The sequence below is a fragment of the Halomonas sp. V046 genome (genome assembly GCF_052645355.1).
Genome location: NZ_JBQXYF010000005.1, coordinates 143,063 through 164,477, shown reverse-complemented (window position 1 = coordinate 164,477; position 21,415 = coordinate 143,063). Strand labels below are relative to the sequence as shown.

General features: G+C 65.7%; 13 protein-coding genes. 11 read left to right on the top strand and 2 right to left on the bottom strand.

What is annotated here, in order from left to right:
* The first annotated feature begins 336 nt into the window (after nt 1-336).
* Together ACUN9Y_RS08350 and ACUN9Y_RS08345 are read left to right on the top strand one after the other, a co-directional pair.
* On the top strand, nt 337-849 hold the full coding sequence (locus tag ACUN9Y_RS08350) for a molybdopterin-dependent oxidoreductase (protein WP_445460230.1): 513 nt from the start codon (nt 337-339) through the stop codon (nt 847-849).
* Between the two features lie 69 nt (nt 850-918).
* Entirely contained in the window at nt 919-3,126 is a 2,208-nt protein-coding gene (locus ACUN9Y_RS08345; RefSeq protein WP_445460229.1) for an ATP-binding protein, read from the top strand.
* Between the two features lie 58 nt (nt 3,127-3,184).
* Here ACUN9Y_RS08345 and cra read toward each other — a convergent pair whose 3' ends face one another.
* A complete protein-coding gene (gene cra / locus ACUN9Y_RS08340) occupies nt 3,185-4,195 on the bottom strand; it encodes a catabolite repressor/activator (RefSeq protein WP_445460382.1) in 1,011 nt (336 codons plus the stop codon).
* Nucleotides 4,196-4,806: 611 nt separating this feature from the next.
* Here cra and ptsP point away from each other — a divergent pair.
* From ptsP to ACUN9Y_RS08310, 6 genes are all read left to right on the top strand, one after another.
* Complete coding sequence (ptsP, locus tag ACUN9Y_RS08335; RefSeq protein WP_445460228.1) at nt 4,807-7,755, top strand: phosphoenolpyruvate--protein phosphotransferase; 2,949 nt, start codon at nt 4,807-4,809, stop codon at nt 7,753-7,755.
* Nucleotides 7,755-8,729, top strand: a complete 975-nt coding sequence (locus ACUN9Y_RS08330) for a 1-phosphofructokinase family hexose kinase (RefSeq protein ID WP_445460227.1) — start codon at nt 7,755-7,757, stop codon at nt 8,727-8,729. The genes ptsP and ACUN9Y_RS08330 overlap by 1 nt, the downstream gene beginning before the upstream one ends.
* Nucleotides 8,726-10,498 carry a fructose-specific PTS transporter subunit EIIC gene (locus tag ACUN9Y_RS08325; protein WP_445460226.1) on the top strand — a complete coding sequence of 591 codons (1,773 nt, stop codon included), beginning with the start codon at nt 8,726-8,728 and terminating at the stop codon, nt 10,496-10,498. The genes ACUN9Y_RS08330 and ACUN9Y_RS08325 overlap by 4 nt, the downstream gene beginning before the upstream one ends.
* Before the next feature lie 436 nt (nt 10,499-10,934).
* Nucleotides 10,935-11,510 (top strand): antibiotic biosynthesis monooxygenase, encoded by a 576-nt coding sequence (locus tag ACUN9Y_RS08320; protein ID WP_445460225.1) that lies wholly within the window; start codon nt 10,935-10,937, stop codon nt 11,508-11,510.
* Between the two features lie 125 nt (nt 11,511-11,635).
* A complete protein-coding gene (gene nosP / locus ACUN9Y_RS08315; RefSeq protein WP_445460224.1) occupies nt 11,636-12,895 on the top strand; it encodes a nitric oxide-sensing protein NosP in 1,260 nt (419 codons plus the stop codon).
* The gene (locus ACUN9Y_RS08310) at nt 12,879-14,246 is read left to right on the top strand and encodes an ATP-binding response regulator (RefSeq protein WP_445460223.1); all 1,368 of its coding nucleotides are present in this window, start codon (nt 12,879-12,881) and stop codon (nt 14,244-14,246) included. The genes nosP and ACUN9Y_RS08310 overlap by 17 nt, the downstream gene beginning before the upstream one ends.
* A gap of 156 nt (nt 14,247-14,402) precedes the next feature.
* Here ACUN9Y_RS08310 and ACUN9Y_RS08305 read toward each other — a convergent pair whose 3' ends face one another.
* On the bottom strand, nt 14,403-15,086 hold the full coding sequence (locus ACUN9Y_RS08305; RefSeq protein ID WP_445460222.1) for a response regulator: 684 nt from the start codon (nt 15,084-15,086) through the stop codon (nt 14,403-14,405).
* 176 nt (nt 15,087-15,262) lie between these two features.
* On the opposite strand from ACUN9Y_RS08305, the gene exaC reads away from it, so the two are divergent.
* From exaC to ACUN9Y_RS08290, 3 genes are all read left to right on the top strand, one after another.
* Nucleotides 15,263-16,783: an acetaldehyde dehydrogenase ExaC gene (gene exaC, locus ACUN9Y_RS08300; protein ID WP_445460221.1), complete on the top strand. Its 1,521-nt coding sequence runs from the start codon at nt 15,263-15,265 to the stop codon at nt 16,781-16,783.
* 84 nt (nt 16,784-16,867) lie between these two features.
* Nucleotides 16,868-17,893 carry an alcohol dehydrogenase AdhP gene (adhP, locus tag ACUN9Y_RS08295; protein ID WP_445460220.1) on the top strand — a complete coding sequence of 342 codons (1,026 nt, stop codon included), beginning with the start codon at nt 16,868-16,870 and terminating at the stop codon, nt 17,891-17,893.
* Nucleotides 17,894-18,567: 674 nt separating this feature from the next.
* Nucleotides 18,568-21,399, top strand: a complete 2,832-nt coding sequence (locus ACUN9Y_RS08290) for a type VI secretion system Vgr family protein (RefSeq protein ID WP_445460219.1) — start codon at nt 18,568-18,570, stop codon at nt 21,397-21,399.
* Nucleotides 21,400-21,415: the final 16 nt, after the last annotated feature.

Here is a 21,415-nt window from a genome sequence, read left to right as displayed (position 1 = left end):
TTATTTCAAGGACGCTGTTTCAAGGACCCTGTTTCAAGGACTTGTATCCGGTCTTTTGCAGGCCCGCGCTGGCGCCACCTCGTCATGGCCAGGTGCCTCTTGGCACGGCCAAGAGACGCTGCCGCGCCGCGCGTCTTAGCCCTGGCGGGCCAGCGGCCACCCTGCGGTCGATCTCGTGTCTGGAACCGTTCGGTGCTGGGCGTGTTGCCACGACAGGGCGCTATTCGGCGCTGTCCCGTTAAAGACTCCCGACAAAGCAAAGCCAGTGCGCTGTCTGTCCTGAACTCGATAGACGAATCGCGTAACCTATGGACTCGGACAACGATAGGAGCGCGCATGCGCGGCAAAGCAATGATCTTGGGGGCTGTGGCGCTGGCACTGGTGGTCGCCGGGCAGAAAGCGTTCGCGACGTCGTTGCCGCCGCTTACCGGCCCCGTGATGCTCAAGATCAGCGGTAACATTCAGCACCCCAACATGGGCAACGAGCTGTGGCTGGATCGTGACATGTTGCGCGCGCTTCCCGGGCGGGTCATCGTTACCGATACGCCATGGCATCGCGGTACCAGCCGCTTCGAAGGGCCATTGCTGCGTAGCATACTGGAGGCCGCCGGGGTCGAGTCAGACCAGGTTCGGATTCATGCCTTGAACGATTTTTCCGCCGACATTCCGCTGTCGGACCTGCTCGAGTACGATGTGATCCTGGCCATGCGCCGAAACGGTCACGAGATGGCGGTCCGCGATTTCGGTCCGCTGTTCGTGCTGTATCCCTTCGATGACCACCCGGAACTGATGAACGAAACCACGCGCTTTCGTTCTGTGTGGCAGGTGGATGCCATCTATGTGCCCTGAGGCCGGAAGGTGCGGCGATCCGAGGCGTACCTGCGCCGGCCGTAAAACGTCGTTTGAGAGGGCAGCAAGGTGAGGTCCTATCCCTGGCGGCTCAAGCTCAGTGCCGTGGCCGCGCTGGCCTTCTTCGCCGCGGCCATGGTGGTGATCGGCCTGGTGGTGTGGCGCCATGATAGCTTGGCCCAGAGCGTGGGGGAGGATGCCACCTGGCATGCCTACAAGCTGGATCGGGACACGGTACAGCTGCGCAATCAGCTGGTCGTCGGCGCTCGGGATCGCGAGGCGCTGGAAGCCTTTCGCCTCGGTTTCGAGCTGCTTTATAGCCGGTTGACGCTGTTTCGCAACAGCGACATTACCGAGCTGCTTGCCGAAACCCCGGTTGCGCAACGCCAGATCGAGGAGATCGAGGTCCTGCTGCGTGAGCTCGATCGGCGTATCTCGGGACTCGCCGAGCTCGATACAAGCGCGGTACGCGCCCTGGAACTGGACCTTCTGGCACTCAGTGGGCCCACCGAGCGCTTGATCATCGCCATCAACGAGCATGTCGCCGAAGTCACGACCGATGAGCGTTATCGCTTGCAGCGGATGTATGTGTTGTTGCTGCTGTTGATCGTTGGCATGAGCCTGGCCGGCGGCGTCATGCTGACGGTGCTGCTGCGTGAGGCGAGAGACAACGAGGCGTCGCGCAAGGCGCTTGAGACGCTGAGTGGAGAACTCGAGGTCAGCGCCCGGCGGGCGCATTCGGCGAGTCAGGCCAAGTCGGATTTTCTGGCCACCGTCAGCCACGAGATTCGCACGCCGCTCAATGGCGTCATCGGCATGAGTGAACTGCTGCGCGAGCAACCGTTGCCCGACCGAGCTCGTCACTACTCCGATACCATTCACGACAGTGCCCGCAAGCTTACCGGCCTGATCGACGATATTCTGGATTTTTCCAAGATCGAGGCGGGGCGCATGGAGCTGGAGGTTCAGCCGGTCGCGCTGCAAACGCTGGTCGACGATGCCATGACGCTGTTCACCCCTCGGGCCGACGCGCGCGGGGTCAGGCTGGTCGGCTATCTCGACCCACAGCTACCGGCGTGGGTCATGAGCGATCCAGGACGCTTGCGCCAGGTGTTGCTGAACCTGCTCAACAACGCCATCAAGTTCACCGAGCAAGGGGTGGTACGACTGTCCGTGCGGCTTGGCACTAACGATCGCCTGCTGTTCGAGGTCGTCGACAGCGGCCAGGGCATCACGCCGTCTCAGCAGGCTCAGCTGTTCGAGCCCTTTCGCCAGGGCGATGCATCCACGGCCAGGCGCTTCGGCGGTACCGGCTTGGGGCTTGCCATCTGCAAGCGCCTGGTCGAGGCCATGGGAGGGCGTATCGGCGTCGAGAGCGAGGTCGGCCTTGGCAGTCGCTTCTGGTTCGAGCTTGGCGTCGAGCAGGCCTGTGTCGAGGCGTCGCAGGGCGATGACGCCGGGGCGCCGCCGCTGCATCCCAAGCGTCTGGCAGAGGCCGAGCTGCTGGTGGTCGAGGACAACCTGGTCAATCAGGAAGTGGCCATGGCCATGCTCGAGCGAATCGGCTGTCAGGCGACCTTGGCCGCCTCCGGCGACGAGGCCTTGTCATTGTGCGAGAGACGCCGCTTCGATCTGGTGCTGATGGACATTCAGATGCCAGACCTCGATGGCCGCGAGGTGACGCGGCGCCTGCGGGCTCAGGGGGGCTGGCGTGCCGAGGTGCCTGTGCTGGCGATGACGGCGGGCGGGGGGAGCCATGATCAGGGCGACTGCGTGGAGGCGGGGATGAACGGCTATCTGACCAAACCGCTGTTGATGCGCACCCTGATGGTTGCTCTGCAGCGACACCTCGTCGGCGAGCCAACGCAGCCGCTGCCGGGCCAGGACGCTTCATCGGAGTCGAATTCGCCGCTGTTGCACTACGACACGCTGACGGCGCTGCGCGATACGCTGGGCGTCAAGCGTACGCAGATGCTGGTGGACCTGTATCGCGAGCAGGTGCTGGCGCGGGTGCCGGACATGGAAGTGGCGTTGAAGCGCCGCCAGGGTGACGAACTGGAACGACTCGCTCATCAGTTGAAGGGCGAATCCGCCGGAGTCGGTGCCGGCAGTGCGGCGGCGGCGGCCGCGGAGCTGGAGGCGTCCGCCCGTGAGCGTCGCTTTGACGACGCCAGGCAGTCCCTTGGGCAACTGCGTCTGACGCTGGAAAAGACGCGCATTGCCTTCGACCGGTTCTTTACCGATGACGATACCGTGGTCGACACCAATGCCCTGTGAGGCTCGATAACGCCGTTGTCTCGCGGCCGCTGCCTGGCCACACCGTTGTTTCCCTGGTTCAGCGCTGTGGCTCGGGCACACCGGGCAAGCGCCAGCGCGGCCGCCGTGGCACGGTGACCTGGCCGAGGCGATAGTCTCCCTTGACCGCGGCCAGGGCCAATGTCAGTGCCTGGCGTGCGATGGCTTCGTGATCCTGCACCGCCGAGTTCACCGGAAGCGGCAGGAAGTCGAGCAGACGGTTATCACCGAAACTCGCCATGGCCAGGTGCGCAGGCAGGCCACCGCGGGCGAGCAGTTCGTCCAGCACGCCTTCCAGCAGCGTGTAGGATGCCGTGATCAGGGCATCGGGCAGCGGCTGCCGGGTCAGGTAGTCCGCCAGTAGCCTGGCGCCTTCCTCGCGATCATAGCGTTCACCACTCAACACCTCGCAGTACTCGTCGAGTCCGGCGCCGGCGATGGCCGCGCGAAAGCCGGCTCGGCGCTCCGCCGTGATCGACAGATGCGGCACCGCATCGATCCAGACTACGCGTTTGATCGTCGACGTCAGCAGTGAGGTCGTCAGGCGCTCGGCGGACTCCTTGTCGTTGCTGACGACGCTGGCGTAGCGCTCCGCCGGCAGGCCCCTGTCCACGGCGATGACCGGCAGGCCGTCGGCCATCAACTCGGCGTAGAAGGGGTCGTCCTGGGGCAGGCAGGTCGCCGTGATCAAGGCCTCACAGCGCTGGGCGCGAAGGGCCAGGGCAAGATCCCGTTCGCTGTCCGGCTGGTCGTCGGAGCCGACGATCAGTAGCTGATAGCCCTGGTCTCTGGCGCCGCGCTCCAGATGCTTGGCCAGCCGCGCGTAGCTCGAGTTTTCCAGGTCCGGCACGATCAGCCCAAGGATACGGCTGGTGCCCCGACGCAGCGCTGCGGCCTGGGCATCGACCCGGTAGCCATGCGCCTTGACCACCGCCATGACTCGCTCGACGGTGTCTTGGCGAATACGCCTTTCCCGCGCCTTGCCGTTGACGATGTAGCTGGCGGTGGTGCGGGACACGCCGGCAAGGCGGGCAATATCGGCAAGGGTCATGACGCGTTGCGTCTCGCCGGGGGGCGGTGTGGCCATGGGGCATCCTGTTGTTGGGTGGAGTCGGGGCACCGGTTCCTGGGGTGCCGTGTGGCCACCGCCAGGCCCGCTGCCGGCGGCGACATGGGTGGCGCCAGAAGGCTGCGTAACGCGGGCGCAGGGCCCGCGCAGGCGTCCGTCCGACGCCTGGGGGCTATTCTACCCGGTTGGCGTCCAGCCGCACCCTGCCAAAGTCGTAGCAGGTTCGCCTTGCCAACGTAACTGAATCGTACCAGCATTGGAAACCTATCAAGTGACACGATTCAGCTTTCCCGAATGAAGAGCCGATTGCGTGTTGCGGATCCGCCACCGGGTGCCCGTCCGCCTCGGTCCCTGGTGGTTGTCATAGGGCGTCGCGAACAGGGCGTCGCGAACAGGGCGTCGCGAACAGGACGTCGCAAATAGAGCGTCGTGAATAGGGCGTCGTGAATAGGGCGTCGTGGTGAATAGAGCGTCGCGAACAGGGCGTCGTCGCGAATAGGACGTCGCGAACAGGGCGTCGTGGTGAATAGGGCGTCGCGAATTAGGGTGTTGTGAATTAGGGCGTCGTGAAAAGGCCCCCAGGAGACCATTGCATGTTAACGCTCAGCTCGCAGGACATCCGGCTCGACTGCCGGGCAGAGTCCTGGCAGGACGCATTGGCTGCCGCCTTCGAGGCCCTCAAAGGAGACGGCCTGGTAGACGACGGGTACCGTCAGGGCCTGCACGACCGTGAAGCCCAATCCTCGACCTGGCTTGGCAATGGCATTGCCATTCCCCACGGCACGCCCGATAGTCGCGATGCGGTGCGGCAAACTGGCGTTCGCGTATTGCAGTTTCCCCAGGGGGTCGAGTGGCACGACGGCAATCGGGTCTACGTACTGGTCACCATCGCCGCCCAGAACGATGAGCATCTCGACATTCTGAGAAGCCTGACCCACGTGCTGGATCAAGACGGCGTCGCCGAGCGCCTGGCCGCGGCGGACACCGAGCAGGGCGTGGCCGAGTTGCTGTCGCAGAAGGTGGTGAGCGCCCGGCTCGACAGTGAGACCCTGTGCCTGAGGCATCCCGGTGACGACGTGATCGATCTTGGTCTGGGTGGCGCCCAGCGCCTGCGCCGCCTGGGGCTGGTCACGCCGGCCTTTCTCGCCGAACTCGTCGAGCAGTCGCCGACGCCGGTGGGCGCCGGGGTATGGCTGTACTCTTCCCAACGTGGCGTGACGGCGCCGGCCCTGGCCGTGGCGACGCCGGCCAAGGCCCTGGTGCATGGCGGCAAGCCCGTCTCGGCAGTGTTGTGCCTGGCAACCCAGGGCGAGGCCAGTCGGCCGCTGCTGGACGCGGTCATGGCGCTGGTCGATAGCTTCGACGATGGCTTCGACGATGGCATTGAGAAAGGCTCCGGGCATGGCGTTGAGAAGCGCTCCGGGCATAGCGCTGGCGGCGTGATGCCCGCCGATCTTGATGCCGATGATCTTTTGGCGCGCTTGGCCGGCGAGTCCGGTGCGGCGGTTAACCGTCGCGTGCGTGTGCTCAACGCGCATGGTCTCCACGCCCGTCCGGCCAAGGTGCTGGTGCAGAAGGCTCGCGAAACAGGGCTTGCGGTGCGCATGCGCCTGGCCGAAGGCGGCGGTCAGCCGGTGTCGGCGGCGTCGCTGACCAAGGTCATCGGGCTTGGCGCTCGGCGCGGGCAGGAGCTGGTGCTGTCGGCTCGTGGCGAAGGCGCCAGCGAGGCACTCGAGCAGCTCTGCGAGGGGTTCCGCGATGGCCTCGGAGAGCAGGTCACTCCGTTCGAGCAGAGCCGTGACCCCCGGGGCCGTGCCCCCACGTCTGGCGCGGAACAAGCCAAGCCCGAGGCGCCCCGTGCGGACACTCCTCTCACCGCAGTCCCGGCATCACCCGGGTTTGCGGCGGCACCGGCCTACGTGCTGCGTGTCCCGGACTTTACGTACGCCGAGCAGGCACAGCATCCCGATCAGGAGCGTCGGCGCCTGAGCGCGGCCATCGCCGAGGGCGTGGCCCAACTCAAGGCCCTGGTCACGGGCACCGTGGGTGGCGAGGTCGCAGCGATCCTGTCCATGCACGAAGAGATGCTCGACGACCCCGAGCTGGAGCAGGCGGCGGTCGAAGGCATCGAGGAAGGGGCGACCGCCGAGGCGGCCTGGTGGCGCGCCATCGATGCCGCGGCCAAGGCCCAGGAGCGCCTCGCCGATCGTGTGCTGGCCGAGCGGGCCGCCGACCTGCGCGACGTGGGACGTCGAGTGCTGGGCGTATTGTGCCGAGTCAGCCTGCCCGAGCCCCCGGCCGAGCCGTACCTGCTGGTGACGGATGATCTCGGCCCTTCCGACGTGGCGCGCCTGGATACCGCACGGGTGCGCGGCATCCTCACGGCCCGGGGGGGCGCTACCGCCCACAGCGCCATTCTGGCCCGGGCGCTAGGCATTCCCGCCGTGGTGGGCGCCGGAGCCGGTGTCCTGGCCATTGGCGACGGTGCTGACCTGCTGTTGGACGGGGAAAGCGGACGCCTGGTGGTAGCGCCGAGTCGTGAGCGTCGCGAGCGCTTTCTCCAGCGTAAGCACCGCCACGAGGCATTGGCGGCCAAGGCCTGGGAGGCGCGTTTCGAGCCGGCGACTACCCGAGACGGTACGCGGGTGGAAGTGGCGGCGAATCTCGGCAATACCGCCCACGCCAAGGACGCCGTCGCCCGGGGCGCCGAAGGCGTCGGCCTGCTGCGCACCGAGTTCTTGTTCATGGCCCATGCCGATATGCCCGATGTGACGACGCAGGCGGCGCAGTATCGCGAGGCCCTGGATGCCCTCGACGGGCGCCCGCTGGTGGCTCGCACCCTCGACGTGGGCGGCGACAAGCCGTTGGCCTATTGGCCCCTGCCCCAGGAAGACAACCCGTTCCTGGGTCTGCGCGGCATTCGTCTGGCGTTGACCCGTCCCCAGGTGTTGCATGATCAGTTCATGGCCCTGGTGATGGCCGCCGAGGGGCGACCGCTTCGCATCATGCTGCCGATGGTCAAGGACATCGGCGAGTTCCGCGCCGCCCGGCGCATTCTTGACGAGGTGCTCGAGACCCTTGGCCTCACGCCTGATCGCCAGGCGCTACAGCTTGGCGTCATGATCGAGATTCCCTCGAGCGCGTTGCTGGCGCCGACGCTGGCCGCCGACGTCGACTTCTTCTCCATCGGGACCAACGATCTGACCCAGTACACCCTGGCCATCGACCGCGGCCACCCTGAGCTTTCGGCGCAGTCCGACGGCCTGCACCCGGCGGTGTTGAGACTGATCGAGATGACGGTGGTGGCGGCCCACGCCCACGGCAAATGGGTCGGTGTGTGCGGAGAGCTTGCCAGCGATCGCCTGGCGGTGCCGGTGCTGGTGGGGCTCGGCGTCGATGAACTGTCGGTCAGCGCCCGGCAGGTGCCCATGGTCAAGGCTTGCCTGCGCGAGGTGACGCTGACCGAGGCCCGCGCTCAGGCGCATCTGGCGCTGGCACAGGCCACCGCCGAAGACGTCCGCAACGCGCTGGAGGTGAACTGATGGCTCGGGTGCTGACGCTGTCCATCAACCCGGCGCTGGATCTGTCGGTGGGCCTGACGCGGTTGGCGCTCGGCGCGGTCAATCGTGCCGATGGCGTTGAGCTCACCGCCGCCGGCAAGGGGGTCAACATGGCGCGGGTACTGGCCGCCCTCGGCCACGACGTCTGCGTCACCGGCTTTCTGGGGAGCGACAACGACGCCCCCTTCGTCGGCGCCTTTGCGGCCATGGGGGTGGAAGATGCCTGCCTTCGCCTGGCCGGATCCACTCGCATCAATACCAAGCTCAGCGAGCGCGATGGGCGCGTCACCGACATCAACGCGCCGGGACTCGCCGTGACCGACGGCGACTGGACGCGTCTGGTCGGCGTGCTCGACGAGCGCATCGACGATGCCACCAGACGGCCCGAGGCGGTAGCCATTGCCGGCAGCCTGGCGCCGGGAGTCAGCCCCCAGGCGCTGGGCCGCCTCGTGGCCTCGCTGCGCGAGCGGGATGTGGCGGTCTGGGTCGATACCAGTGGCGACGCCCTGGCGGCGGCCATCGAGGCCGGGGCCAGCGCCGCCAAGCCCAACGTCGCCGAACTCGCCGAGTGGGCCGGTCGCTCGCTCGACAGCCCGGCGGCCGAACGCCGGGCAGCGCTTGACCTCTACGGCGCTGGCGTCGGCGAGACGCTGGTGTCCGCGGGGGACCAGGGGGTCACCTGGATCAGCCATCGTGGCGTCTGGCAGGCGCTACCGCCGCGGGTCGACGTGGTCAGCACGGTGTGCGCCGGCGATACCCTGTTTGCCGCCATGCTGCATGGCGTGCTTGAGGGCCTGGCCCCCGACGTGGCCCTGCGCTTTGCCACCGCCCTCTCCGCCGAGGCGGTACGTCATGTGGGCGTGGGCGACAGCCGCGCCGATGACTTTTCAACGCTTGTTCAAGACACCAGGGTTCGCCGTCTCAACGACGTCGAGGCCGGGGGAGTATTCGCATGAACGTGATCCTGATCAGCACCTGCCCCAATGGAACGGCCACGAGCTACCTGGCCGCCAAGAGGCTGATTCCTGCCGCCGAGCGCCTGGGGTGGGCGGTGACCCTGGAATTGCACTCGACGCTTGAGCGGCTCACCCCCGCAAGCCCCGCTGCCATCGCCGATGCCCACCTGATCGTGGTGGTGGGGGAGGTGGTGCCGGATGGCCATCGCTTCAGCGGCAAGCGGCTGTATCGTGGCGCAGCGAGCGATGCCGTGCCGGCCCCAGCCACCTTTCTAGAACGGGCGCACCGCGATGCCTCGACCTATGCCCCCCTCAACGATGGGAGGCCGACCTCCACCGGGGAGGCCGTTGGCTCTGTTGCCACGGGCCCTCTGCGCATTGTTGCCGTCACCGCCTGCCCGACAGGCGTCGCCCACACCTTCATGGCGGCGGAGGCCCTGGCCGCGGCGGGCCGTAGCCTTGGCCACCAGATTCGTGTCGAGACCCAAGGCTCGGTCGGGGCCCAGGATCAGCTGAGCGAAGGCGAAATCGACGACGCCGATCTGGTCATTCTGGCCTGTGATATCGAGGTCGATCCGACCCGTTTCGCCGGCAAGCGTATCTATCGGACCTCCACCGGCCAGGCGCTGAAGAAGTCGCGCCAAACCATCGAGTTGGCCCAGGCCGAGGCCTGCGTCGAGAGCGACGAGCAAGCCCAGGGCGGTGCCGGCAAGGGCGAGTCCGCCACGAGCTTCAAGGAAAAAGGGGTCTACAAGCACCTGCTGACCGGGGTGTCCTTCATGCTGCCGATGGTGGTGGCGGGGGGGCTTCTGATCGCGCTGTCGTTCGTCTTCGGTATCGAGGCGTTCAAGGAAGAGGGCTCCTTCCCGGCCGCGCTGATGCAGATCGGCGGCGGCACCGCCTTCGCCCTCATGGTGCCTGTGCTGGCGGGCTATATCGCCTACTCCATCGCCGACCGCCCGGGGATCGCTCCGGGCATGATCGGCGGCATGCTGGCCTCCAATATTGGCGCTGGCTTCATCGGCGGTATCCTGGCGGGTTTTCTGGCCGGCTACGTCGCCAAGGCCGTGATCCGCTACGTCAAGTTGCCGTCGAGCGTCGAGTCGCTCAAGCCGATCCTGATCATTCCCCTGGTGGCGAGCCTGGTGACGGGGCTGGTGATGATCTACGTGGTCGGCGAGCCCGTCGCCGGCGTGTTGTCGACCCTGACCGCCTTTCTCGAGGGCATGGGGTCCACCAATGCCGTGCTGCTCGGGATCCTGCTCGGCTGCATGATGTGCTTCGATCTTGGTGGCCCGGTCAACAAGGCGGCCTACACCTTCGGCGTCGGTCTGCTGGCATCCGAAACCTACGCGCCAATGGCCGCGATCATGGCGGCGGGCATGGTTCCCGCCATTGGCATGGGCATCGCTACCTTCGTGGCCGGGGGCAAGTTCGCCGCCCCCGAGCGGGAGGCGGGCAAGGCGTCCTTCGTGCTGGGGCTGTGTTTTATCAGCGAGGGGGCCATTCCCTTTGCGGCCAAGGATCCACTGCGCGTGATTCCGGCCTGCATGGTCGGCGGTGCCATTACCGGGGCGATCTCGATGCTGGTGGGGGCCAAGCTGATGGCCCCCCATGGTGGCGTCTTCGTGCTGTTGATTCCCAATGCCATCACGCCGGTGCTGTGGTATCTGGTCGCCATCGTCGTGGGGTCACTGGTGACGGGCCTTGGCTATGCGGCGCTCAAGCGCGGCGAGCCGAGCGAGGTCGCCGTTGGGCAGGGGACTTGAGGGTGCTTTTTATAAGCCCGGCCGCGGGGGCTGTTGATAAGCCCAGCCGCGGGGGCGCGATGGCAACCCGTTCCCGGGAGGCGTCATTACGCGCTGCACCATCATAGTGCCTACACTGTGTGTGAGCTCGCCCCCGTGGGCGAACCCTTCGGCCCGACGCCTTCGTCGGGCCGTTTTTTTTATGCCTTCTGGTGTGGGTATAGAGAATAGTTTGGTTATCTATAAAGATGATCGAATAATGCGCTGATATTGGGGTCTGTTCTGGCATAATGGCGCGTCTTTTGCAGCGCAGTATAGATTGCGCTGTGATGCTGGCCAGGCGATGACGCTTCCCGACACCCCGGGGTCTGTGCTGGCAGCATCCTTTTTCAGGGCCTTATCCGGCCCGCCCGGCGATGGCCTTACCCAGGTCGTCGCGTTGATCAGGAGATTCACCATGGTCCCCGAACCCGTCACCTTGATGGTGGCGCGCCGCGTGGCTCGCGGCCGCTATCGTGACTTTCTGGTGTGGCTCGACGAAGGTCGAGCGCTGGCCGCCGACTTTCCCGGCTACCTCGGGTCCGGCATTCTGGCCCCGCCCCCCGGCGATGACGAGTATCAGATCATCTTTCGCTTCAGCGATGCCCAGACGCTCGAACGCTGGGAAAGCTCGGCGTCACGTCGTGCCTGGCTTGAGCGTGGACAAGGCCTGTTCGAGGCGCCATTGCTGCGCCGCGCCACGGGGCTTGATAGCTGGTTCTCGGCGCCGGGTCCGCGCACGCCCCCGCGCTGGAAGCAGGCCATCGCCATTTGGCTCGCCTTCTTCCCGGTCTCGCTGGTCTTTCAATGGCTGTTTGGCGATGCCCTGGCGCCACTGCCGCTGGTGCCTCGGGTGCTGGTGGGCACCTTGATGCTGACCCCGGTGATGGTGTTCCTGTTCATTCCCCTGTCGACCCGACTGCTGGCGCCCTGGCTCCAGGCCGCGCCGGGCAAGCGGATGCGCCTGATGCCGGGCAAGGTGCGCTCGACCTGAGGACTGGCCCCGGCTGAGTGCTGGCTCCGGCTGAGGGCTCGCTCGGCGCCTAACGCCTTGGTCGCGTTGTGGTTACCGCGAAGATGCTCCTAGACTGGCGACAGTCAACAGGGGAGGGGACCGGCATGGCGCTAACCACAGACCAGGGCCGTACGGCGACCAGCGCCGAGGCAGCGATCGACCCACAGGAGCGGCTGGCGCAGGAAGTCCCCCGCTGGAAAGGCGCTCATGGCGTGCGCACGGCGGTCTCCGACCTGCGCGATCCGGTTGCCGCCGCTGGCGAGCTGTATTCCGCTTTGGCCCACGAGGCGCTTGGCTTCGTGTTGTTCTTTGTCAGCGCCGAGTACCCCCTCGATCCGCTGGGCTGGGCCCTGGAGGATGCCTTCGGCGATGTCGGCCTGGCGGGCTGCACCACCGCCGGTGAGATCACGCCGGATGGCTATGCTCGCGGCTGTATCGTCGCCATCGGCTTCGATCGTCGCGTCTTCGGCGTCGCCGCCTGCCTGATCGAAGACCTCGAGCAGGTCACGCTGACCAAGGCCCAGCGCCAGGTCGAGCACCTGCTGACGAGTGCCCGGCGTCGCCTCGCCGACTATGCTCCCCTTGATGTTCAAGCCGCCGATCGCGCCGACGCCCCCTTCGCCCTGACCCTGCTCGATGGCCTCTCGGCCAGTGAAGAACAGGTGCTGACCATCCTCGATGCCGCCCTCGGGGGGATTCCGAGCTTCGGCGGATCCGCCGGTGATGACAATCGCCTGGCCCATACGCATGTCTTTGCCGATGGCCGCTTTCACACCGCGGCCGCGGCAGTGGTACTGATCACCACGCGTCAGCCGTTCGAGGTGTTTTCGACTCACCACCTGGTCGAGCGTCACGAGAAGCTCGTCGTCACCGAGGCCGACGCCGCCAGCCGGCGGGTGCTCGAACTCAATGCCGCACCGGCGGTCGACGAATACGCTAGCCTCGTCGGCCTGCGCCCCGATGAGCTAAACGAAGGCGTCTTCGCGCGGCACCCGTTGGCCGTGAAGCTGGGCGATGCCTACTATGTTCGCTCCATCCAGCGCGTCAACGACGATGGCAGCCTGAGCTTCTACTGTGCCGTGGAGACCGGGATTGTGCTGACCGCGATGCAGCCCACGCCGATGCTGGCGGCCCTGGACGAGACCCTCGAAGGCCTCGAACGGCGCCTCGGCGGGCCGCTTTTGGTGATCGGCTGCGACTGTTTTCTGCGCCGTCTTGAGCTTGAGGCCGATGGTGGCATCGAGGCCGCGTCGCGGCGCCTGGCCCGAGCCGGGGTGATCGGCTTCAATACTTACGGCGAGCAGCACCACGGCATGCATATCAATCAGACGTTCACGGGGGTGGCGATTGGATCTCTGGCGTGAGGACGCCGACTGTGAGCCGCAGACACCGCTGGAGCACGAACTCTTCGGTGAGAATCGCCGCCTGCGCCGCGTGTGTCAGGCGCTGATGGAGCGAGTCGAGTCGGCGGGCATGGGCGGCGCACCCTATGGGGCCTTCGAGCATGCGGTGCTGCTCGCCGAGCAGGTCCGTGAGCGCACCGATACGCTGCATCGCACCCTCGAGGAGCTCGGGGAGGCCAATCGGCGACTGGAGGAAGCGCGACAAGAGGCCGAAGCCGCCAACCTGTCCAAGACCCGGTTTCTGGCCGCGGTCAGCCATGACCTGTTGCAACCCCTGAACGCGGCGCGACTCTTTACCAGCGCGCTGGAAGACCAGCCGCTGCCGGCAGCGTCACAGGTGCAGGTGGGGCACATCGGACGTTCCCTGCATGACGTGGAGGCCCTGATCGGCACCCTGGTGGACATCTCGCGGCTGGATGCCGGCGTCCTGACGCCCGATGTTGCCGTGTTCCCGGTGGCGGAACTGCTCGATGTGCTGACCGAAGAATATCGCCAGGTCGCGCGGGCCAGGGGGCTGGAGCTGCACTACGTCGGCAGTTCGGCCCTGGTGACGTCGGATCTGGCGCTGCTGGCGCGGGTGGTGCGCAACTTCCTGACCAACGCCATGCGCTACACCGAGAGCGGTCGGGTCTTGCTCGGCTGCCGACGCCGTGCCGATGGACTCGAGATTCAAGTCGGCGACACCGGGCCCGGGATTCCCGAGGCGAGGCGTGAAGAGATCTTTCTCGAGTTCCGGCGCGGCAGCAGCGCCAGCGGCGAAGACCGCGGACTGGGGCTGGGGCTTGCCATCGTCGAGCGTATCACCGGCCTGCTCGACCATCCGCTGAGCCTTTCAAGCGTGCCCGGACGCGGGGCCATGTTCTCTGTTCGCATTCCCTACGGCGCCAGCCGTGACATGCCGCGAACGGTGTCGGCACAAGCGCCGCTAGAAGGCGAGGAGCGCCTCGCCGGGGCGCGTGTCGGGGTGCTCGACAACGACCAGGCGATTCTCGATGGCATGACCGCCATGCTGAGCGGGTGGGGGTGCGAGGTGGTGGTGGCGGCGCGGGAAGCCGAGATCGCCGGGCGCCTCGAGCCCGACCGCCTCGATGTGCTGATGGTGGACTATCATCTGGATCCGGAAGACGACGATGGCCTGGCACTGGCCGAGCGCCTCGAACAGGAGTACCCGAACCTCAGGATCATGCTGATCACGGCCAATCATGACGCGACGATCAAGCAGCGCTGCCGAGAAAGAGGCTACGCTTGCTTGTTCAAACCGGTGAAGCCACTACGCCTTCGCATGTCGCTGATCCACCTGCTGAAAAGCTGAAGGGGCAGAAGGCGCCTCGGTGAACCGGCCACGGCGGGGTTGGCTGAATCGACCCGTTCTGGCGTCGCTGTCAGGGTCCCGTTTTGCCTGTCGTGGTACTCGACAGTCTAGCGTTGCCCCCTTCCTTGCGTCTGGCCGTGGCTTCCGGTTCGTCCCTTAGTTCTTTCGCCGGGAAAGGCTTGCGGCCAGGGCGGCCTCGTCGGCGGCGAGAATCGCCTGTACCCGGCTCTGGACGCCGAGCTTTCGCAAAATGGCCGAGACGTGGGTCTTGACCGTGGTCTCGGCGATCGCCAGCTCGCGGGCGATGACCTTGTTGGACGCGCCTCGAATCAGCAGCGTCAGCACTTCCATCTGCTTGTCGGTGAGGGCCTCGAGGCGGGCCGTAACGCCCGGGTTCTGCGCGTCTGATGGCGGCTCCTGGGCGGGCTGGGCGAGCGACGGTCGGCGCAGGATATCGGCCGGCAGGTAGACCTGTCCGCCAAGGATCTGGTTCAGCGCCGCCAGCAGGGCCGGACGCGGCGTCGACTTGGGCAGGTAGCCCACCGCGCCGAGCTCAAGGGCATCCAAGATCGTTCGCCGATCGCTTTCTGCCGACAGGATCGCCACCGGCACTTCCGGAAAGCGCTCGCGCAGGCGCTTGAGCCCCTCCAGCCCCGCCACGTCCGGCAGGTTCAGGTCGAGCAAGGCCAGGTCCACCTCATCGCAGACCGCAAGCGAGGCCAGCAGCGCCGCGAAGCAGTCGGCTTCGCGCACCTCGGAACCGGGAAGGCCAGATTGAATGACGGCAGTGATGGCATCGCGAAACAGCGGGTGGTCATCGGCCACCACCAGGGTGTACATGAGGGGACTCCTTGTCGGCTCGCCTCGTCAAAGGCGTCATCCGTTGGCTGTCCCTCCTACCGAAGGAGGAGGGCGACTCCTGCCACGGCAGTATGTCGCAAGCGCGGGTCCTGACCAAGACTGAGGTACGCATTGCCATAATGATAATCACGCGACACCTAGTCAGGAGACACGCCATGATCTACGCAAACCCCGGCCAGCAAGGCGCCGTGGTCGCCTTCGACAAGCGCTACGGTAATTACATCGGTGGCGAATTCGTGCCGCCGGTCAAGGGCCAGTACTTCGACAATGTTAGCCCGGTCAACGGCGAGGTGTTCTGCGAGATTCCCCGCTCCAGTGCCGAGGATATCGACAAGGCGCTGGACGCGGCCCACGCCGCGGCACCGGCCTGGGGCAAGACCTCCGCCGCCGAGCGCTCCAATGTCCTGCTCAAGATCGCCGATCGCATCGAAGCCAACCTCGACGTCCTGGCGGTGGCCGAGACCTGGGACAATGGCAAGGCCATCCGCGAGACCCTGAACGCCGATATCCCGCTGGCGGTCGATCATTTCCGTTACTTCGCCGGCTGCATTCGCGCCCAGGAAGGCACCGCTGCCGATATCGACGCCAATACCGTGGCCTATCACTTCCACGAGCCGCTCGGCGTCGTCGGTCAGATCATTCCGTGGAATTTTCCGCTGCTGATGGCGACCTGGAAGCTGGCGCCGGCACTGGCCGCAGGCAACTGCGTGGTGCTCAAACCCGCCGAGCAGACCCCGGCCTCCATCCTCAAGCTGATGGAGATCATCGGTGACTTGCTGCCGGCGGGGGTCGTCAACGTGGTCAATGGCTACGGCGCCGAAGCCGGCGAGGCGCTCGCCACCAGCAAGCGCATCGCCAAGATTGCCTTTACCGGCTCCACCCCGGTGGGCTCGCACATCCTGAAGTGCGCCGCCGACAACATCATTCCCTCCACCGTGGAGCTTGGTGGCAAGTCGCCGAACATCTATTTCGCCGACATCATGAACGCCGAGCCCGAGTTCATCGACAAGGCCGCCGAGGGCCTGGTGCTGGCCTTCTTCAATCAGGGCGAAGTGTGTACCTGCCCGTCTCGAGCGCTGATCCAGGAGAGCATGTACGACGCCTTCATGGCCAAGGTCATGGAGCGGGTCACCACGATCAAGCGCGGCAACCCGCTGGACACCGATGTCCAGGTTGGCGCCCAGGCGTCCAAGGAACAGTTCGACAAGATCATGTCCTACATGGCGATCGCTCGGGAGGAAGGCGCCGAGTTTCTGACCGGCGGCAAGCAGGCTGCCCTCGACGCGTCGCTCAACAGCGGCTACTACATCGAGCCGACGCTGTTGAAAGGCAACAACAGCATGCGCGTGTTCCAGGAAGAGATCTTCGGCCCGGTGGTGGCGGTGACCACCTTCAAGGATGAAAAAGAGGCACTGGCGATCGCCAACGACACCGAATTTGGCCTCGGTGCCGGCGTCTGGAGCCGAGATATCAACGTGGCCTTCCGCATGGGTCGCGGTATCCAGGCCGGTCGTGTCTGGACCAACTGCTATCACCAGTACCCCGCCCACGCCGCCTTCGGCGGCTACAAGAAGTCCGGTGTCGGCCGCGAGACCCACAAGGTGGCCCTCGAGCACTACCAGCAGACCAAGAATCTGCTGGTCAGCTACGACATCAACCCGATGGGGTTCTTCTAACCCCAGCCTGACCTACCGCCGCCGATCCCCCGGCGGCGGTCTTTCCCCCAGCAAGTTAACGTCTGTATAGACAAGGAAAATCTCATGGATAAGACCATGAAGGCTGCTGTCGTGCGTAAGTTTGGTGATCCTCTGGCCATCGAGGAGGTCGAGGTGCCGCGTCCTGGGCGCGGTGAGATCCTGGTCAAGGTGGCCGCGTCGGGGGTCTGTCATACCGATCTGCACGCCGCCCACGGCGACTGGCCGGTCAAGCCAGAGCCGCCGTTTATTCCCGGCCACGAAGGCGTTGGCCACGTGGCCGCGGTGGGCGACGGCGTCGAGCACGTCAAGGAAGGCGACCGCGTCGGGGTACCCTGGCTGTACAGCGCCTGCGGTCACTGCGAACACTGCCTGGGGGGCTGGGAGACCCTGTGCGAATCCCAGCAGAACACCGGCTACTCGGTCAACGGCGGCTTCGCTCAGTACACCCTGGCCGACGCCGGCTTCGTTGGCCGCTTGCCGGATAACATCGGCTTCGTCGAGATCGCCCCGATCCTGTGTGCCGGCGTCACGGTGTACAAGGGTCTGAAGATGACCGACACCCGCCCAGGCCAGTGGGTGGTTGTTTCCGGTATCGGGGGCCTTGGTCACATGGCCGTGCAGTACGCCAAGGCCATGGGCCTCAATGTTGCCGCGGTGGACGTGGACGACAGCAAGCTTGAACTGGCCAAGCGTCTGGGGGCCAGCGTCGTGGTCAACGCCCGCAAGGAAGATCCCGTGGCGGCGATCAAGCGAGACATCGGCGGCGCCCATGGCGCCCTCGTGACCGCGGTATCGCCCAAGGCGTTCGAGCAGGCTCAGGGCATGGTACGCCGGGGCGGCACCATCGCCTTGAATGGCCTGCCGCCGGGCGACTTCCCGCTGCCGATCTTCGACACAGTGCTCAACGGTATCACCGTGCGCGGCTCCATCGTCGGCACCCGCCAGGACCTCCAGGAGGCCCTCGACTTCGCCGGCGAAGGCAAGGTCAAGGCCACGGTCTCCACCGACAAACTCGAGAACATCAACGAGATCTTCGGGCGCATGATCGAGGGCAAGATCGATGGGCGTGTGGTGCTCGACATGAGCTAGTGAGCCGGCTCGGGACGGTGAGCCCCACCGGCTTCTGCGTCAGTGTCCAGGTCGCGGGGGAAGCAAGGGGAGTGCCGTTTCAGGTGGTATCGGCGTGGGCTCGGCGCTAGCGAGCGTTGGCCCCGCCAAGGCGCTCAAGCGGCGACACCTCGGTGTCGCCGCTTCTTGCTGTTGCGGAGGCGACACATTTCTCTGCACCAGGCAACCATCGCCGTTGGTGAGAACGGTAGCGTAAGAAATTACCTGATTTTAATGTAAGAAATTAGCTAAATAGAATATAGCAAATATCGTCGATCGGCGAACGGCGCCACAATGGTCAGCCCCGGCGTGACGGGCCTTATTGCGCGAGAACGCCAATGGTAGCAGGGGGCAAAAAGGGCGGCTTCCTGGTCAGTCCGCAAAGGAAATTTTCCGGCGGTGTGGCAGAATCAGCGGCGGGAAATGGCCCGAGTCCGGTCGCGATGTCACGGCTTGGCTGGGGTTTATCTGGCGGGGTTGTCTAGGGGGGCTGGCGGCGGTGCGCAGCTTGCGCGGCGGGTCCTGTGCTGTCTGGCCCGCGCATACCATTCGTACCCCACCTTAGGCTCGCTAGGGTCGCTCGCTAAGGCAGGACTTAGGGATCAAGACAAGGTCGGCGGCGATAGCGTACCGACCGACGGCAAAGGAAGCCGAACATGGCAGAGTCACAGTGGCTGAACACCCTCCTGGCCTCGTTCGAGGTCTCGCTGACCCAGGATGAGCGCCTGCTCAAGCTCGATCTGGAGGCAGGTCGGGGAGCGGCGTTGATCCCCCATCGCCTGGTGGGTGAAGAGCGCGTCTCTCGGCCCTTCGCCTATACCCTCGATTGCATCGGCCAGCGCGGCGACATCGAGCTCAAGAGCCTGATGGCCCAGCCCGCCGAGCTCTCGATTCGCCAGGCCAATGGCCAGTACCGGCAACTGTCTGGACTGGTCGAATCGGCCGCGCTTCTCGGTGAAGATGGCGGCGTCCATTATTATCAATTGACGCTCGTGCCCTGGATCGCGATGCTCAAGCTCGGCCGCGACAGCCGCATCTTCCAGGACAAGAGCGCCGTCGAGGTGCTTGAGGCCGTATTCGAGCAGCAGGCCGCTTCCCTGGGCCCGAGTCAGTGCCAGTGGCGCTTCGATCTGCGCCGCGACTACCCGGCGCGCAGCTACTGCGTGCAGTACCGCGAAAGCGACTATCACTTTATTAGCCGGCTCTGTGAGCAAGAGGGCATCTGGTGGTACGCCGAGCATGCCGGTAGCCACCGGAACGATGGCGAGGGTCGCAACGTAGCGAGCGAAGAAAGCGGCGCGGCTGGCGAAGGGCGCGGTGACTTTATAGGCCACCGCATCGTCTTCACCGACGACCCACAGACCTGCCAGCCGGTCACGCCCCAGAGAATCCGCTTTCACCGCCAGGATGCCACCGAAACCGAGGACGCCATCACCCAGTGGGGCGGGCGCCGCGAGCAGCAGCCGACCCGGGTTAGCCTCGCGACCTTCGACTACAAGCAGCCTCGGCTTGAGAAGCACAGCCTGCAGGACACAGTTGGCGACCAGGGCAACCTGCCCGAGCAGGACGTCTACGACACCCCCGGCGAGTACTATTTCGACGATCACTTTCGCGGCGAACGCCTGACCCTTAACCGCCTGGAGGCGCTGGAATCCAAGGCCAAGCGCTTTCATGGCGCCGGCGGCGCCCGCCAACTCGAGGTGGGGCGCTGGTTCGAGCTCAGCCAGCACGCCCGCCACGACGGTGGCGGCAGTGACGAGCGCGAATTCCTGGTGTTGGGCCTGACCATTCATGCCGAGAATGCTCTGCCGGTCTCGGCTCATCTCAATACCCTGCCGGGCAGTCTGCAGACGCCGCTCGATAACGCCCGCCGTGCCCATGGGTTAGAAGACGATAGCCTCCACCACGATGACTACCAGCGCGCCGGCACCGGTCATTACTTGGTCGACTTCGAGACCCAGCGCCTGAGCCAGCCCTACCGCAGTACCCTCGACCACCCGCGCCCGACCGTCGGCGGCCCCCAGACCGCCATCGTGGTCGGCCCGGAGGGCGAAGAGATCCACACCGATCATCTCAATCGGGTCAAGGTGCAGTTTCACTGGGATCGTCTGGGGAACCGTGATGCCCAGTCGAGCTGCTGGCTGCGCGTCTGTGAGCCTAATGCGGGCCAAGGCTGGGGCGGGGTATTCGTGCCGCGGATCGGCCAGGAATGCACCATCAGTTTTCTCGAGGGCGACCCCGATCGGCCCTTGATCACCGGACGCGTCTACAACGGTGACCAGAGGCCCCAGTGGCACTCCAACGGCCTACTGTCCGGCTTCAAGACCAAGACCTATCGCGGTGGCAAGTACAACGAGCTGGTGTTCGATGATGCCACCGACCAGGAGCGGATGCGGCTCAATTCCGAGCACGCCAAGAGCCAGTTGAACCTGGGCTACCTGATTCACCAGAACGGCAACACCCGCGGCGCCTTTCGCGGTACCGGCTTCGAGCTGCGCTCGGATGCCTACGGCGCTATTCGCGCCAACGACGGTCTGCTGCTGACCAGTTGGGGCCAGATCGGTGCCGGCGGCGAGCAACTCGACCTCACCCCGGCCTACCAACAACTGCAAAGCGCCTGGCAACTGGCGGATTCGCTCAGCGACAGCGCCACAAGCCATAACGCCGCGGGCCTCGACAGTCGCGGCAATCTCAAGCGGGCCAGCGACGACGCCCAGGGCCGCTATGGCACCCAGGCAGGCGGTCCGGGCAATCAAGATCAGTCCACCGCCCAGGGCGCGAGCCAGGCCGGGCGCGGCGAGGCCGCCAGCCTCAACGCCCCCTGGCTGCACGTAGCGTCCCCGGCGGGCATCGCCCTGAGCACCCCGCAGGCGACCCACCTGGCCCAGGGCAGGTCCTTAAGCGTGACCAGCGGCGAGGACATCAACCTGGCCACCGGCAAGAGCCTGGTCGCCGCGATTTCCGAGACGCTCTCGCTGTTCGTTCAGCGCGCCGGCATCAAGCTGTTCGCGGCCAAGGGCAAGGTCGAGGTTCAGGCCCAGAGCGACAACCTGGAGCTGACCGCCGAGAAGGATCTGACAATCACGGCGACGGAAGGCAGCATCCATATCGAGGCTGCTGCCGGCATCCTGCTCAACAGCGGCGGTGGCTGCATCCGCATCAAGGACGGCAACGTCGACATCCACGGCCCCGGCAAGATCGACATCAAGGGCGCGCAGCACAGCTTTGGCGGGCCGACGAGCATCGACCAACTGCTCAACCCGTTACCCGAGCCTGAAGGCGTCTACGCCGAGTTCTTCACGCTCAGAGACAAGCAGACCAACGCGCCGCTCAAGTACGCCAAGTATCGGATCGAAACCGCCGAAGGGCAGGTCATTGAAGGGCGCAGCGACAGGGACGGGCGCACGCAGAAGATATTTACCCGCCAGCGTGAGCGGTTGAGCGTGCGAGTGCTGGATCGGTTGGACGACGCAGATGACATCATTTAACGACAACAGGGACAAG